At 70.6% G+C, this 13,303-nt stretch carries 11 protein-coding genes; 7 read left to right on the top strand and 4 right to left on the bottom strand.

Annotation, left to right across the window (positions count from 1 at the left end; genetic code table 11):
• The 6 genes from KDL01_RS32190 to KDL01_RS32165 all read left to right on the top strand — a co-directional run.
• Positions 1–872: dihydroxy-acid dehydratase domain-containing protein (locus KDL01_RS32190; RefSeq protein WP_212532443.1), on the top strand; the 872-nt coding region annotated here is incomplete at its 5' end.
• Positions 873–1,014: 142 nt separating this feature from the next.
• Entirely contained in the window at positions 1,015–2,259 is a 1,245-nt protein-coding gene (locus KDL01_RS32185) for an extracellular solute-binding protein (RefSeq protein ID WP_212532442.1), read from the top strand.
• Between the two features lie 8 nt (positions 2,260–2,267).
• On the top strand, positions 2,268–3,353 hold the full coding sequence (locus KDL01_RS32180) for an ABC transporter ATP-binding protein (RefSeq protein ID WP_212532441.1): 1,086 nt from the start codon (positions 2,268–2,270) through the stop codon (positions 3,351–3,353).
• Complete coding sequence (locus KDL01_RS32175) at positions 3,350–4,255, top strand: ABC transporter permease (protein ID WP_212532440.1); 906 nt, start codon at positions 3,350–3,352, stop codon at positions 4,253–4,255. The genes KDL01_RS32180 and KDL01_RS32175 overlap by 4 nt, the downstream gene beginning before the upstream one ends.
• Positions 4,255–5,085, top strand: a complete 831-nt coding sequence (locus KDL01_RS32170; protein WP_212532439.1) for an ABC transporter permease — start codon at positions 4,255–4,257, stop codon at positions 5,083–5,085. Before KDL01_RS32175 ends, KDL01_RS32170 begins: the two co-directional genes overlap by 1 nt.
• A gap of 38 nt (positions 5,086–5,123) precedes the next feature.
• Positions 5,124–6,644 carry a glycoside hydrolase family 28 protein gene (locus KDL01_RS32165; RefSeq protein ID WP_212532438.1) on the top strand — a complete coding sequence of 507 codons (1,521 nt, stop codon included), beginning with the start codon at positions 5,124–5,126 and terminating at the stop codon, positions 6,642–6,644.
• 125 nt (positions 6,645–6,769) lie between these two features.
• On the opposite strand, the gene KDL01_RS32160 is transcribed toward KDL01_RS32165, so the two are convergent.
• Together KDL01_RS32160 and KDL01_RS32155 are read right to left on the bottom strand one after the other, a co-directional pair.
• The gene (locus KDL01_RS32160; RefSeq protein ID WP_212532437.1) at positions 6,770–7,645 is read right to left on the bottom strand and encodes an SGNH/GDSL hydrolase family protein; all 876 of its coding nucleotides are present in this window, start codon (positions 7,643–7,645) and stop codon (positions 6,770–6,772) included.
• A 71-nt stretch (positions 7,646–7,716) separates the two neighbouring features.
• Entirely contained in the window at positions 7,717–8,562 is an 846-nt protein-coding gene (locus KDL01_RS32155; protein WP_212532436.1) for a phosphatase PAP2 family protein, read from the bottom strand.
• A gap of 381 nt (positions 8,563–8,943) precedes the next feature.
• Here KDL01_RS32155 and KDL01_RS32150 point away from each other — a divergent pair, with 381 nt between their 5' ends.
• Entirely contained in the window at positions 8,944–11,148 is a 2,205-nt protein-coding gene (locus KDL01_RS32150; RefSeq protein WP_212532435.1) for a cellulose binding domain-containing protein, read from the top strand.
• A 24-nt stretch (positions 11,149–11,172) separates the two neighbouring features.
• Here KDL01_RS32150 and KDL01_RS32145 read toward each other — a convergent pair whose 3' ends face one another.
• Positions 11,173–11,577 (bottom strand): MazG-like family protein, encoded by a 405-nt coding sequence (locus KDL01_RS32145; protein WP_212532434.1) that lies wholly within the window; start codon positions 11,575–11,577, stop codon positions 11,173–11,175.
• Between the two features lie 175 nt (positions 11,578–11,752).
• A partial coding sequence (locus KDL01_RS32140; protein WP_246577303.1) for a carbohydrate binding domain-containing protein occupies positions 11,753–13,303 on the bottom strand: 1,551 nt, incomplete at its 5' end.

Below are 13,303 nucleotides of genomic sequence, written 5' to 3'. Positions count from 1 at the left end.
GGGTGGGCTTCACCCTGGACGACTTCGACGCGATCTCCCGCGAGGTCCCGGTGCTCGCGGACCTGCGCCCCTCCGGCAGGTTCCTGATGGAGGACTTCTACTACGCCGGCGGCCTGCAGGCCTTCCTGGCCGAGCTCGCCCGGATCCCGGGCGCGCTGCACCCGGACCGGCCCAGCGCGGCCGGCGGCACGGTCGGCGAGCACTGGTCCGGCGCCACGGTGCACCGGCCCGAGGTGATCCGCCCGGTCACCGAGCCCTTCAGCGCGGACGGCGGCATCGCCGTGCTGCGCGGGAACCTGTGCCCGGACGGCGCGGTGATCAAGTACATCGCCTCGCAGAAGCCGAGCCTGCTCAAGCACACCGGGCCCGCCGTGGTCTTCGACTCCTACGCCGAACTGCGCGCCGGGATCGACGATCCGGTGCACGCGGTGACGGCCGAGACGGTGCTGGTGCTGCGCGGCGCGGGCCCGATCGGCGGCCCGGGCATGCCGGAGTACGGGATGCTGCCGATCCCGAAGTACCTGCTCGAGGCGGGTGTCACGGACCTGGTGCGCATCTCCGACGCGCGGATGAGCGGGACGAGCTACGGCACCTGCGTGCTGCACCTCGCCCCCGAGTCGCACGTCGGCGGCCCGCTCGCGCTGGTGCGCACCGGCGACCTGATCACGCTCGACGTCGCCGCCCGCGCGCTGACCCTCGAGGTCGCGCACGAGGAGCTCGAGCGGCGCCGCGCGGCCTGGCAGCCGCCGCGGCCCCCGTTCGAGCGCGGCTACGGCGCGCTCTACCAGTCCCGGGTCACCCAGGCCGATCAGGGCTGTGACTTCGACTTCCTGGCCAGGGCGGGGCACAACCCCCTGCCCGACCCGCACTGACGCACCGCGCGTCGCGCACCCCCGTTCTCCTCTCGGCACCCGTGCACCTCGGCACCCCCACGCGCCCGGCCCGTGCGCTCGGCCCGGCGCGACCCGAAGCTCTCCCCTTTCCCGATACGACGACGTAGAAGGCGGAAAGACCATGTCCCCTCAGCGCATCCCCGAGATCAACCGCCGCACACTGCTCGGCTCCGTGGGCCTGGCCGCGGGCGCGGTCGCGGCGGCGCCGCTGCTGTCCTCCTGCTCCGCGCCGAGTTCCGGCACGAGCACGGCCAACAGCCCGGCGCCCACCCTGGCCTCCACCCCGTCCGCCCCGGTCACCCTGAACATCCTGGACGTGGCGGGCAACCTGGCCCTGACCAAGCCGGCGATCGAGGCGTTCAAGGCGGCGCACCCGCAGATCGTCTCGAACATCACCTACTCCACCGGCACCGCGCCGCAGCTGCCCGCGAAGCTCAAGGCCGAGCAGGCCGGCGGCAACGTGCAGACCTCGCTGGTGCTCACCGGCACGGACGGCCTGGCCTCGGGCATCACCGACGGGCTCTACATCGACCTCAAGACGTACTACGGCCAGTTCTTCCCGAACCTGATGGCCAACTACCAGACCGCCGCCGCGAGCATGGCCAGCCTCGCGCAGGACCAGGGCATCGAGATCGTCTGGTACCCCTCGGGCCCGCTGATCGAGTACAACCCGGCCGTGGTCAAGACCGTGCCGGCCACCACCGACGACCTGCTGGCCTGGGCCAAGGCCAACCCCGGCAAGTACCAGTACGCCCAGCCGCGCAACTCCGGCCCGGGCCGCACCTGGCTGATGGGCCTGCCCTACCTGCTCGGCGACTCGGACCCGACCGACCCGACCAACGGCTGGTCCAAGACCTGGGCCTACCTGACCGAGCTGAACAAGTACGTCGACACCTACCCCTCGGGCACCACCGCGACGATGAAGAACATCGCGGCCGGCACGGTGGACATCATCGCCTCCACCACCGGCTGGTACATCAACGGCCGCGCCATCGGCACGGTGCCCAAGGCCATCGAGGTGGCCAAGTTCCAGACCTTCACCTGGGTCACCGACGCGCAGTTCGGCGTCATCCCCAAGGGCGTGTCCAACGACGTGCTGATCGCGAACCTGAACCTGCTGGCCTACATCCTCACCCCCGGCGCCCAGGCCGTGACCTACGACGCCGGCTACTTCTACCCGGGCCCGGCGATCAAGGGCGTGAGCATCAGCCAGGCGCCGGCCTCCTCGCAGCAGGTCATCTCCGAGTTCGGCGTGCCCGAGTTCGACACCTGGATGACCGAGTACCCGATGAAGAACTCCCTGCCGGCCACCGCGCAGGTCACCGCGTTCGACCTCTGGGACAAGAACATCGGCAGCACGAAGTGAGTCCACAGATGATCAGCGAACTGAAGCTCAACGGCATCTCCCGCGCCTACGGGGACCACCGGGCCCTGACGGAGCTTGAGCTGACGGTGCACGGCGGTGAGTTCATCGCGCTGCTCGGCCCGTCCGGCTGCGGGAAGACCACCGCGCTCAACTCGATCGCCGGCCTGCTCCCGCTGACCGGCGGCTCGATCGACCTCGACGGCCGCAGGATCGACACCCTGCCGCCGGAGAAGCGCGGCTTCGGCATGGTGTTCCAGAACTACGCGCTCTTCCCGCACCTGAGCGTGCGCCGCAACGTCGCGTTCGGACTGCGCATGCGCAAGGTGGCCAGGCCCGAGATCGAGCGCCGGGTCAACGCGGTGCTCGACCTGGTCCGGCTGGCCGAGCACGCGCACAAGCTGCCCGGCCAGCTCTCCGGCGGCCAGCAGCAGCGCGTCGCGATCGCCCGCGCGATCGTGCTCGAACCGCCGCTGGTGCTGATGGACGAGCCGCTCTCGAACCTGGACGCGGCGCTGCGCCTTGACATGCGCGCCGAGATCCGGCGCATCCACCAGGAGTTCGGCCTGACCACCCTCTACGTCACGCACGACCAGGAGGAGGCGCTGTCCCTGGCCGACCGCCTGGTCGTGCTGCGGGCCGGGCGGGTCGCACAGATCGGCACCCCCGCCGAGCTCTACGAGTCGCCGCGCAGCGCCTACGTCGCGGCGTTCATGGGCTATCGCAACATCCTGGAACTGACCGCCGAGGTGCTCGACGGCACCCGGGCCACCGTGGCCGGGGACGGGGTGAAGCTGGTCGGCACCCTCGCCGACGAGCGCGACGACGGCCCGGTGTGCACGGTCGGAGCGCCGGTGCGGGTGGCGATCCGCCCGGAGGACCTGCGGATCGCCGCCGACGGCGCGGACGTGGTGTTCGAGGCGGTGGCCGAGATCGTGGAGTACCACGGCCGGGAGTTCCAGGTCGACGCGCTGACCCGGACCGGCCAACGGGTGCACCTGCGCACGGACGAGCGGGTGGCGACCGGCGACCGGCTGGCACTGACCGTGGATCCGCGGCGGGCGCTGGTGTTCGCGGGCGGCGGTGACGGCACATGAGCGCGCTCGCCGCCGCACCGCCGCGGCCCGCGCTGCGTCACCGGCTGGCCGAGCACGGCGTCGACCGGACGCTGCTGCTGATGCTGCCCGGGATCGTGGCGATCGCGGCGCTGTTCTGCTACCCGTTCGTCTACGGGCTCGGGCTCTCCTTCCAGCCGAGCAAGGGCGGGGTGTTCGGCGCCTACCGGTCCTTCTTCGGCGACTCGTTCTCCTCCGGCACCATCGCCACCACCTTCGGCCTGGCGATCCCCAGCTCCCTGATCAACGTGGGCCTCTCGGTGCCGATCTCCTACCGGATGCGCGGGGACTTCCGCGGCAAGCGGCTGCTGCTGACCCTGCTGGTCGTCCCGATCACGCTCGGCACCGTGCTCACGGCCGAGGGCATCCTGGAGTTCTTCGGCCCGGTCGGCTGGTTCAACCTGACCCTGCAGAAGCTGGGCCTGGTCAGCGCGGGCGCGCCGATGAAGCTCATCAACGACTACTGGGGCGTGCTGTTCTCGCTGATCATCAGCGGGTTCCCGTTCGCCTTCCTGCTCACCCACTCCTACCTCTCCGGCATCCACCCGGCGCTGGAGAAGGCGGCCGCGACCCTCGGGGCGGGCTGGTGGCAGCGGTTCCGCTTCGTCACCTTCCCGCTGCTGCTGCCCGGCCTGCTCACCACCTTCTGCCTGACCTTCGTGCTCGGCTTCTCCGTCTTCCCCTCGGCCATGATGGTCGGCGATCCGGACGGCAAGACGCACGTGATCTCGATCGAGGCGTACGAACAGGCGCTGCAGAACTTCGACTATCCGCAGGGCTGCGCGGACGCGATGATCATGACCGGCCTGATGCTGGCCGTGATCGCGCTCGCCATGGGAATCAGGGCCCTGTTCTACAGCGGCTCGACGGGAGGCAAGGGCTGATGTTGCGCACCAAGGCCCTGACCCTGCGGCCCGGCACCTGGCTGGTGTGGGCGCTGGTGGTCTTCTTCCTGGTCAACGTGCTCGGCGTGATCGGCTCGGTGGTGCTCGACTCGTTCGGCACCACCTGGTTCAACGGCTGGAGCCCGAACGGGTATACGAGCTCGAACTACTCCTCGGCCTGGAACGAGTTCGACCTCGGCCAGGTCATGACGGTCACCTTCGAGATCACCTTCCTGGTGGTGGGCCTGTCCCTGCTGCTCGGCGTGCCGGCCGCGTACGCGCTGGCCCGACGCTCGTTCCCGGGCAAGCGGGCGGTGATGCTGCTGTTCGTGCTGCCGATCCTGGTGCCGCCGATCGCCTACGGCATCCCGCTGGCCACCGTGCTCTACAAGTTCCACCTGGCCGGCTCGCTCACCGGAGTCGTGCTGGCCAACCTGGTGCCCTCGATCCCGTTCGTGGTCTACACGATGACCCCGTTCATCGAGCAGATCGACCCGCGGCTCGAGCAGGCGGCCCGGATGTGCGGCGCGCCCACCCGCAGCGTGCTCGGCCGGATCGTCGCGCCGCTGCTGCTGCCGGGCATGCTCGCGGCCGGGATCCTGGTGCTGGTTCGCACGTTCGGCATGTTCGAGCTCACCTTCCTCACCTCGGGCCCGACCAGCCAGACGCTGGTGGTGAGCCTGTTCTCCGCGGTCTTCTCCGCGGGCATCCGCAGCGCGCAGAGCATCGACGCGATGGCGGTGATCTACACCGGCTCCATGCTGGTGCTGCTGGTGATCGCGCTGAGATTCGTCAACCCCACACAGCTGGTCGCGCGCTCGCGCGACTGACCCGCCTCCCCCGACATCCTTGGAAGGAACGGACGAAGATGTCTGCCCCCCTCGATCGTCGCAAGTTCCTGAAAGCCACCGCGGCCGCCGGCGCCGCGGCCACCGCCCTCGGCGCCGCCGCCCCGGCGTACGCCGACACCGGTGCCGCCGGCCGGTCCGGCTCCGACTTCGAGTTCGACCTCGACCCGGCCGAGCGCCCGCCGCTGGCCTGGTTCGCCGGGCGCGGCGTGGGCGACCAGGCCGGTCCGCGCGACCTGCCGCAGGACCGGGCCGCCGACCGGATCGTGCGCGGGATCCGCCGGCCCCGGATCCCCCGGCGCGACTTCTCGGTCACCGACTTCGGCGCGGTCGGCGACGGCGTGACCGACGACTCGGCCGCCATCGCCGCCGCGATCGGCGCGGCGAGCCGGCACGGCGGCGGCCGGGTCGTGCTCCCGGCCCACCGCGGCACCGGCAGCGCGGCCTACTCCACCGGCCCGATCCGGCTCTACTCCCGGATCGAGCTGCACGTCCCGGCCGGGGTGAGCGTGCTGTTCAGCACCGATCCCACGCTCTACCCGCTGGTCTACACCCGGTGGCAGGGCATCGAGTGCTACAACTACTCCCCCAACGTCTACGCGTTCCAGGCCACCGACATCGCGATCACCGGGGACGGCACGCTCGACGCCCAGGCGTCCACCGACAACTGGTGGGCGTGGAAGACCCTGGAGACGCCCGGCTGGAACGTGCTGCAGGCCTACGCGGACGACGACGTGCCGGTGGACCAGCGCATCATGGGTCAGGGCTCGTACCTGCCGCCCACCATGATCGAGCCGTACGGCTGCGAGCGGGTGCTGCTGCAGGGCGTGACCTTCCTCAACTCGCCCTTCTGGCACCTGCACCCGACGCTGTCCACGGACGTGATCGTCGAGGGCGTCACGGTCGGCCCGACCAGCGGCCCCAACACCGACGGCTGCGACCCGGAGTCGTGCACCCGCGTGCTGATCGACCACTGCTCCATCTCGGCCGGCGACGACTGCATCGCGATCAAGTCCGGCCGCAACGCGGACGGGCGCCGGGTGAACGTCCCGTGCACCGACCTGGTGATCCAGAACACCGCGTTCGCCAACGGCCATGGCGGCGTGACCATCGGCTCCGAGATGACCGGCGGCGTCGCCCACGTCTACGCCCGCGACCTGGTCCTGTCCAGCACCGAACTGCAGGCCGGCCACCGGCTCAAGACCAACTCGGTGCGCGGCGGCTACATCGAGGACAGCAACGTCTACCGGGTGAACGCCCCCGTCATCGGCGGCCCCGCGCTGCTGATCGACTACACCTACGGCGAGGGCGACACCGGCACGTTCTACCCGGACGTCACCGACATCAGCCTGCTGTATTGGACCGTCGGCCAGGCCACCCAGTCCTGGGACGTCATCGGCTACACCGAGGACCACGTCGGCACGGTGACCCTCGAGCAGTTCACCGTCACCGACCAGACCGGGACGAACGTGCTCGAGTTCGTCGACACCTTCGACCTCGTCGACGTCACGATCAACGGCTCGCCGGTCACCTCCGGCTAGGTCCTGCCCTGATCGTGCGGTAGGACACCGGTGCCCCCGAAGGCCGAATCCGGTCGGCTCGGGGGCACCGGCGTGTCTGGGGCGAGTGCGGGCTCTGAGCCGTAGCCCTGAATTCGGGCCCGGGCTCAGCCGATGGCGCTCTCCAGGGCCCGGGCCATGGCCGCCTCGCCGAGTGCGTTCGGATGGAAGGGCGCGGCCGGGGAAGTCGGCACCAGCCCTTCGATCCACTTCGTTCCCACCGCCTGGCACACGTCGTGCCCGACGGTGGGCGTGTAGGTGTCCACGTAGACGGCGCCGTGCGCCGCGGCCTCGGCGGCGAGCATCGCGTTGAGCTCCTTCTCGGTCTGCCGCAGATAACCGACGTCCCCGAAGGCGATCGGCACGAGCGGCCAGCAGCCGTAGCCGTGCTCAGGCAGGATGTCCGGATAACCCACCACGTAAACCTTGGCATTCGGGGCGAGTTGGTGGATCTCGGCCAGCACCGCGGCCACCTTGGGCCCGGTGGCGGTGATGTCGGCGGCGAGTTGGTCGGTGCCGCCCGAGGTGTAGTGGCCCGTGCACGGCGAGCCGAAGGGGTTGGCCAGGCTCTCCTCGGCGCAGGTCTCGATGATGCCGGTGAAGCCGATGTCGTTGCCGCCGATGCCGAGCGTGACCACCGACGTCGAGGAGGTCACCGCGGACAGCTGCGGCGCGTTGACGGTCAGGCCGTCATCGGTCTGGGCGGCGGTCATCTCGGCCGTGGTCGCGCCCGAGCAGCTGGCGTCGGTCAGGCCCAGCCCCAGCGCCGCCGCGGTGAGCGACGGGTAGTTCTGGGACGAGCGCAGGCACAGTCCGCCGGACTGGACCGGGATCAGCGGCCCGGCCACGTAGGAGTCGCCGAGTGAGACGTAGCGCGCGCCGGCCGCGGACGCGGAGGTGGCGGCGGCCAGGGTGGCGGTGAGGGCGAGCAGGAGTGCGCCTCCGAGCGCGGTGGCTCGGCGCACATGCACAGCAGTGGGCATGGACGCTCCGTGGGAGGGAGGAACCGTGTACCGTCGGTAGCCGCGCAGCTGCCGTCATGCTCTCGGACCGATTACGCCGCGTCAACGAGGCTCGGCACGGCGTGTCCGGAATTGGGCAAGCCTTTACGCCGGGTCGCAACGCGCCGCGCCAGCCGCCGCCCGAAGTGCTCGACCACCAGCGCCAGCAGCAGCAGCGCGCAGGCGACGATCCCGTCGGCCCAGAAGTGGTTGCCGGTGACCACCACCACGAACACGGTCACCGCGGCGTGCAGCACGGCCAGGTACCGCCAGCGCGACCGGGTCACCGCGCACACCGCGACCGCGACCAGCACCGCCCAGCCCACGTGCACCGAGGGCATCGCGGAGAGCTGATCCGGCTGGAACCCGCCGATCCCGCCGTACACCGACTGCCCGTACTGCACCGCCGTGTCCGCCATGCCGGTCCCCGGGATCATCCGCGGCGGGGCCACCGGCAGGAACTGGATCAGCAGGCAGGCGGCCGTGAGCAGCGCCAACACCGTCCGCCAGCGCCCGTACACCTCGCGGTGCCGGGTGAAGAGCCAGACGAGGAAGACGATCAGGACGGTGAAGTGCATGGTCGCGTAGTAGAGGTTCGCGGCCTGCACCAGCAGCGGATGCGGCAGCACCCAGCCCTGCAGCGTGTGCTCGCTGGGCAGGTGCACGTCGCGCTCGAGGTCCCAGATCCGCTGCCCCCGGGTCACCGCGCGGTAGTCCCCGCTCCCGGTCATCGACCCGACCAGCTGCCAGAGCCCGTAGAGCCAGATGATCAGCGCGGCCTCGCGCAGGAACGGGCGCACCCGCGGCGCCGCGTCCCGCAGCCGCAGCACGCCGAACACGGCCGCGATCACCGCACCGACGGCGGCGGCCTGCTGCCAGGTCCACATGATGTTCGGCATGTCCCGCTCGTTCTCTTCTCCGGGGCCGACGGCCTGCCCGAGCCCCGCCGTCCGTACCTCGCACGTCCAGTACCAAGGAAACACGATGAGCGGATCAGTATCGCACGCGGGCGCCGGGGTGGAGACGGCGGCGTCGGCTCCACCCTGCTGCCGCCGCCCGCCGCCCCGCACCCTGAAAGCTTCACCGTCCGCCCCCGCGCGCGGCCGGTGAACCGCCACGTCGCACCCGCGCTCCGGGCACGCGCCCGTACCTTCGCCTTGACGCCCCCCTCACCGGGGGTAGTGTCGCTGCCACCGACCGGTCTATCAAAGCCATGATTCCCAGGCCGTCGACTTAATCGGTTAAGCAACGCCGCTACCGCCGAGAGGATCCGCAGACCCATGCCCATATCCGTCGCGCACCCGCATCGTCGCTGGAGCGCACCGGCCCTCGCGATGGCGGTGACCACGGCGACCGCCGTGGCCACCGTCGCGCTGAGCGCGCCGAGCGCACCGGCGGACACCGGGGCCTCCTGTTCCGCCGCCTACTCCATCGGCTGGCAGACCCCGTCCAACACCCCGCCGGACTTCGGCGCCACGGTGACCGTCACCAACAACTCCTCGTTCACCATCAGTACGTGGACACTGACGATGACCTTCTCCGCCGGGCAGAGCCTGGTGGCGGGCAGCGCCTACAGCTCCGAGGTGACGCAGAGCGGGACCGTGATGACCGCCACCGGCCTTTCCGGCGACAACGCCAGCCTGGCCCCCGGCGCGAGCACCACCTTCGGCTTCGACGGCGACTACAACGGCACCTCCAACCCGGCGCCGGCCATCGCCTGCGCCGGCCCCAGCGAGGGCTCGGCCGGCGCCGTGCTGAGCGGCTCGCTCGACCCGCTGGGCGTCAACACCGCGTCCTGGGACACCAACTTCACCGACTCGGCCATCTCCAGCGACCTCAACTCCGCGAGCGTGGGCCTGATCCGCTACCCCGGCGGCTCCTGGGCGGACGAGTACCTGTGGCAGCCCAACACCGCCAACGGCACCGCGCAGCCGGTCGACTTCGCCCAGTACTCCAGCCAGGTCGACTCGATCTCCGGCGGGCAGAAGTTCGTCACCGTCAACTACGGCTCCGACACCGCCGCCGACGCCGCCGCCTGGGTCACCCAGTCCAAGACCTCCGGCCAGGGCGTGTCGCTGTGGGAGATCGGCAACGAGGAGTACGGGTCCTGGGAGACCGACAACCACGCCAACCCGCACACCGCCGCGTCCTACGCGAGCAACGCGCTGCCCTACATGCAGGCGATGAAGGCCGTCGATCCGACCGCGCAGATCTGCTACGACTACGGCATGGACGGCAACCTCGCCCCCGGCTCTGGCGCGACGGACTGGCAGAGCTGGAACGACACGATCCTGCAGGCCGACGCCGCCGACATCAACTGCGCCGACGTGCACTGGTACCCGTTCAACGGCCTGCCCACCGAGAACGTGCAGGCGATCATGGCCACGGTGGACAACATCCCGGCCGCCGCCGCCGAGATCCACACCGCCCTGTCCACCTATGACCCGAGCGCCTACTACGTCGTGGGCGAGACGAACATCTCGCAGACCGCGAACGCCTGGAACGAGGAGCCCGTCGGCGCCCTGTACGCCGCCGCGAACGCCCTGGAGTGGCTGTCGAACGGCGCGCAGAGCGTGGACTGGTGGGACACCCACAACTACGGCACCTCGACCGCGGACTTCGGCATGTTCTCCTCCGCGACCACCGGCGAGTCCGCCATGGACACCCCGTACCCGCCGTACTACGGCTACCAGCTGGCCTCGCTGCTCGCGGCCAAGGGGGCGAAGGTCGGCACGCTCATCGTGCCCACCCCGAACATCTACGCCTACTACTCGAAGCTGTCCTCCGGCGGCTACAACGTGATGCTGGTCAACGCCGACCCGTCCAACGCCTACTCGGTCCCCACCTCGAGCCTCGGCCTGACCAGCAGCTCCGAGACCGAGTACACCTACGACGCGGCGAACCCCACCGTCGTCTCCGGCACCGCGAGCGGCACCTCGATCTCGGTCCCGGCCGAATCCGTGGTCGTGCTCTCCGGCGGCAGCGGCACCGCGCCGACCGGGGTGGCGAGTCCGTCGGCGTCGGCTTCGGCCTCCGCGTCCGCGTCGGCTTCCGCTTCCGCTTCGGCCAGCGCTTCCGCGTCCAAGTCCGCCTCCCCCAGCGCCTCGGCGTCGGCGTCCGCCTCGGCCAGCGCCAGTCCCTCGGCCTCCGCGTCCGCGACCTCGACCGGCTCCGCCGGCACCGGCTGCACCGCGACCTGGTCGCTGACCAACTCCTGGTCCGGCGGATTCCAACTCGGATTCACCGTCACCGACAGCGGATCGAGCTCACTGACCGGCTGGACCGTGAAGTATTCGTGGCCTGGCTCGCAGACCATCACCCAGATCTGGAACGCCACCGAGTCCCAATCCGGCGCCGCCGTCACGGCCGCGAACCTGAGCTACAACGGCAGCCTGTCCCCCGGCGGCTCGACCACGTTCGGACTGCTCGGCGGCGGCACCACGCCCAGCAGTCTCAGTAGCCTGAGCTGTACCCCGACCGGCTGAGTCCGCGGTTCTCTCTCGGCCCGATCAGTCCTCGGCCCGTTCCGTCCCGGCCTGCCCGCCGGGACCGGACGGGCCGAGGTCCGTCTGACCCGTGCCCGTCTGGCCCGTCTTCCCCGTCTGCACGGTCCGCTCCGCCACGCCCGCCAGATGCTCGCCGAACACCGTCGCCGCCCGCGGATTGACCCGGGTGAGCGCGACCATGGCCGTGATGATGACGTCGCACAGCTCGTGCTCGACGTCCTGCCAGCTGTGCGAGAACCCCTTGCGCGGATTCTGCCCGGTGACGCCGATGAGCGCCTCGGCGACCTCCCCCGCCTCCTCGGTGATCTTGAGGATCTGCAGGATGGTCTTGGTGTCCGGCGGCAGCGTGCTGCCCTCGTCGAGCCAGGCGACCAGCCGGTCGATGACGGGCCAGGGATCGGTGTCCATGACCCGCAAGGCTACCGGCCGACGCCTCGCATACCGCTGACGGCGCGCGCCCGCCGCGCGCCCGCCGCCGGGCCCGACCGGCTGGCCGGACCCGACGACGTGCGCGCTTGCGTGAGCCTGGCTGAGCCCGGCTCAGATCGCCTGCTCAGCCGTCGTACTCTCAGCCGCAGTACGCTCAGCCGCCGTACTGCACGATGATCTTCGTGTAGTCGTAAGCGTTCTGCGTCACGTTCGAACAGGTGCCCGGCGCCCACGGCTCGACCGCTCCGGACGGGCACTGGAAGTCGCGGTTGGCCGACCAGAAGGAGAAGAGCGACGGGTGGTTGGCCTTGGCGAAGGCCAGCAGGTTGGAGAAGTCGGACTGCAGGAACAGCTCCGAGGGCTGGTCGGTGTGCCCGTTCATCAGGGTGATGCCGAGGTGCGACCAGGCCTGCGCCGCGCTCCACCCGTAGATCGACTCGAGCTGGGTGATCGCGTCGTCGGCGATGGTCTCGGTCTGCGCGGTCTCCGTGCCCGAGGTCAGGCCGGTGTCGAAGTCCATGATGTTGACGACGTCCAGCCGCGCGCCGTCCGCCTTGGCCTGCTGGATCTCGTCGGTGCCGGTGCCCGGGAAGCCGACCGTCGTCATCGGGATGGTCAGCGAGACCTTGAGGCTCGGGTTGTTCTGCTCCAGGATCGCGATGGCGCCGAAGCGGATCGCCGTGTTGGAGTCGAGCGCGCCGTTCTCGTAGTCGAAGTCGACGTGGGTGAGCTTGTACTTCGTCACCACCGACTGATACGCCGCCGCCAGCGCCGAGGCCGACCCGCAGGTGGTCCCGAGCTCGGTCCCGTTGTACCCGCCGAAGGTCACCGCGACGTCGCCCCCGGCCGCGCGGATCGCGTTGACGTCCGCGAGCACGGCCGTGTCGGAGGAGACCGGCTCACTCGCGTCGCCGTCCCAGGCCGGCGTGCAGCCGCCGGAGTCGAGCACGAAGGAGAGGTTGTACTCGGTCTCCCCGGACCCCGAGATGACCGACGCGATCGGCGACGCGCCGTTGTCCAGCGGCATCCAGTAGACCGGGTGGGTCCACGCGCCGGAGGTGCCGGTCGAGGTGCTGGTGGGGCTGGCCGAGGCGGAGGCCGAAGCAGACGCCGACGCGCTGGCCGAGGCGGAGGGACTCGCCGAGGCCGACGCGGAAGCCGAAGCAGACGGCGTGGCCGACGCCGATGCCGACGCGGAGGTGCTCGCGCCGGCCGGTCCGGTCAGCGCCAGATCGTCCGCATAGTAGGTCGGCTGCGCGTACCACCCGTGCACGTACACCTGCACCGAGGTCTGCGACGCCCCGGTCGTGAACGTCACGCTCAACTGGGAGTAACTCGTCGCACTCGGCGTCCAGGTGTCCGTCCCGCCGGTCACCCCGATGTACACGTACGATCCCTCGACGTAGCCCGAGAGCGTGTACGAGGTGTTCGCGAGGACCGAGACCGTCTGCGTGCACTGCGCGTCGTCCGACGACGTCGGCGTCCCCGCCAGTGCGTAAGAACCCGAATGCACCGGGGAGGTGACCACCGCCGCCGTCCCCGTGTCGCAACTCCACCCGGAGAGCGAGGACTCGAATCCCGGATTGGTCAACAGATTCGCCGTCGCCGCCGTGGCCGGCGTGGCGGCCAGCAGGCTGACCCCCGCGACAAGACCGGCGGCCAGCGTCCCGGAGATCAACGCCGCCGTCCGGCGACGCCCCGCCAC

The organism is Actinospica durhamensis (assembly GCF_018139695.1).
GTDB lineage: Bacteria > Actinomycetota > Actinomycetes > Streptomycetales > Catenulisporaceae > Actinospica > Actinospica durhamensis.
The sequence above is the reverse complement of the archived record's forward strand: the minus strand, read 5'-3'. Positions and strand labels throughout refer to the sequence as shown.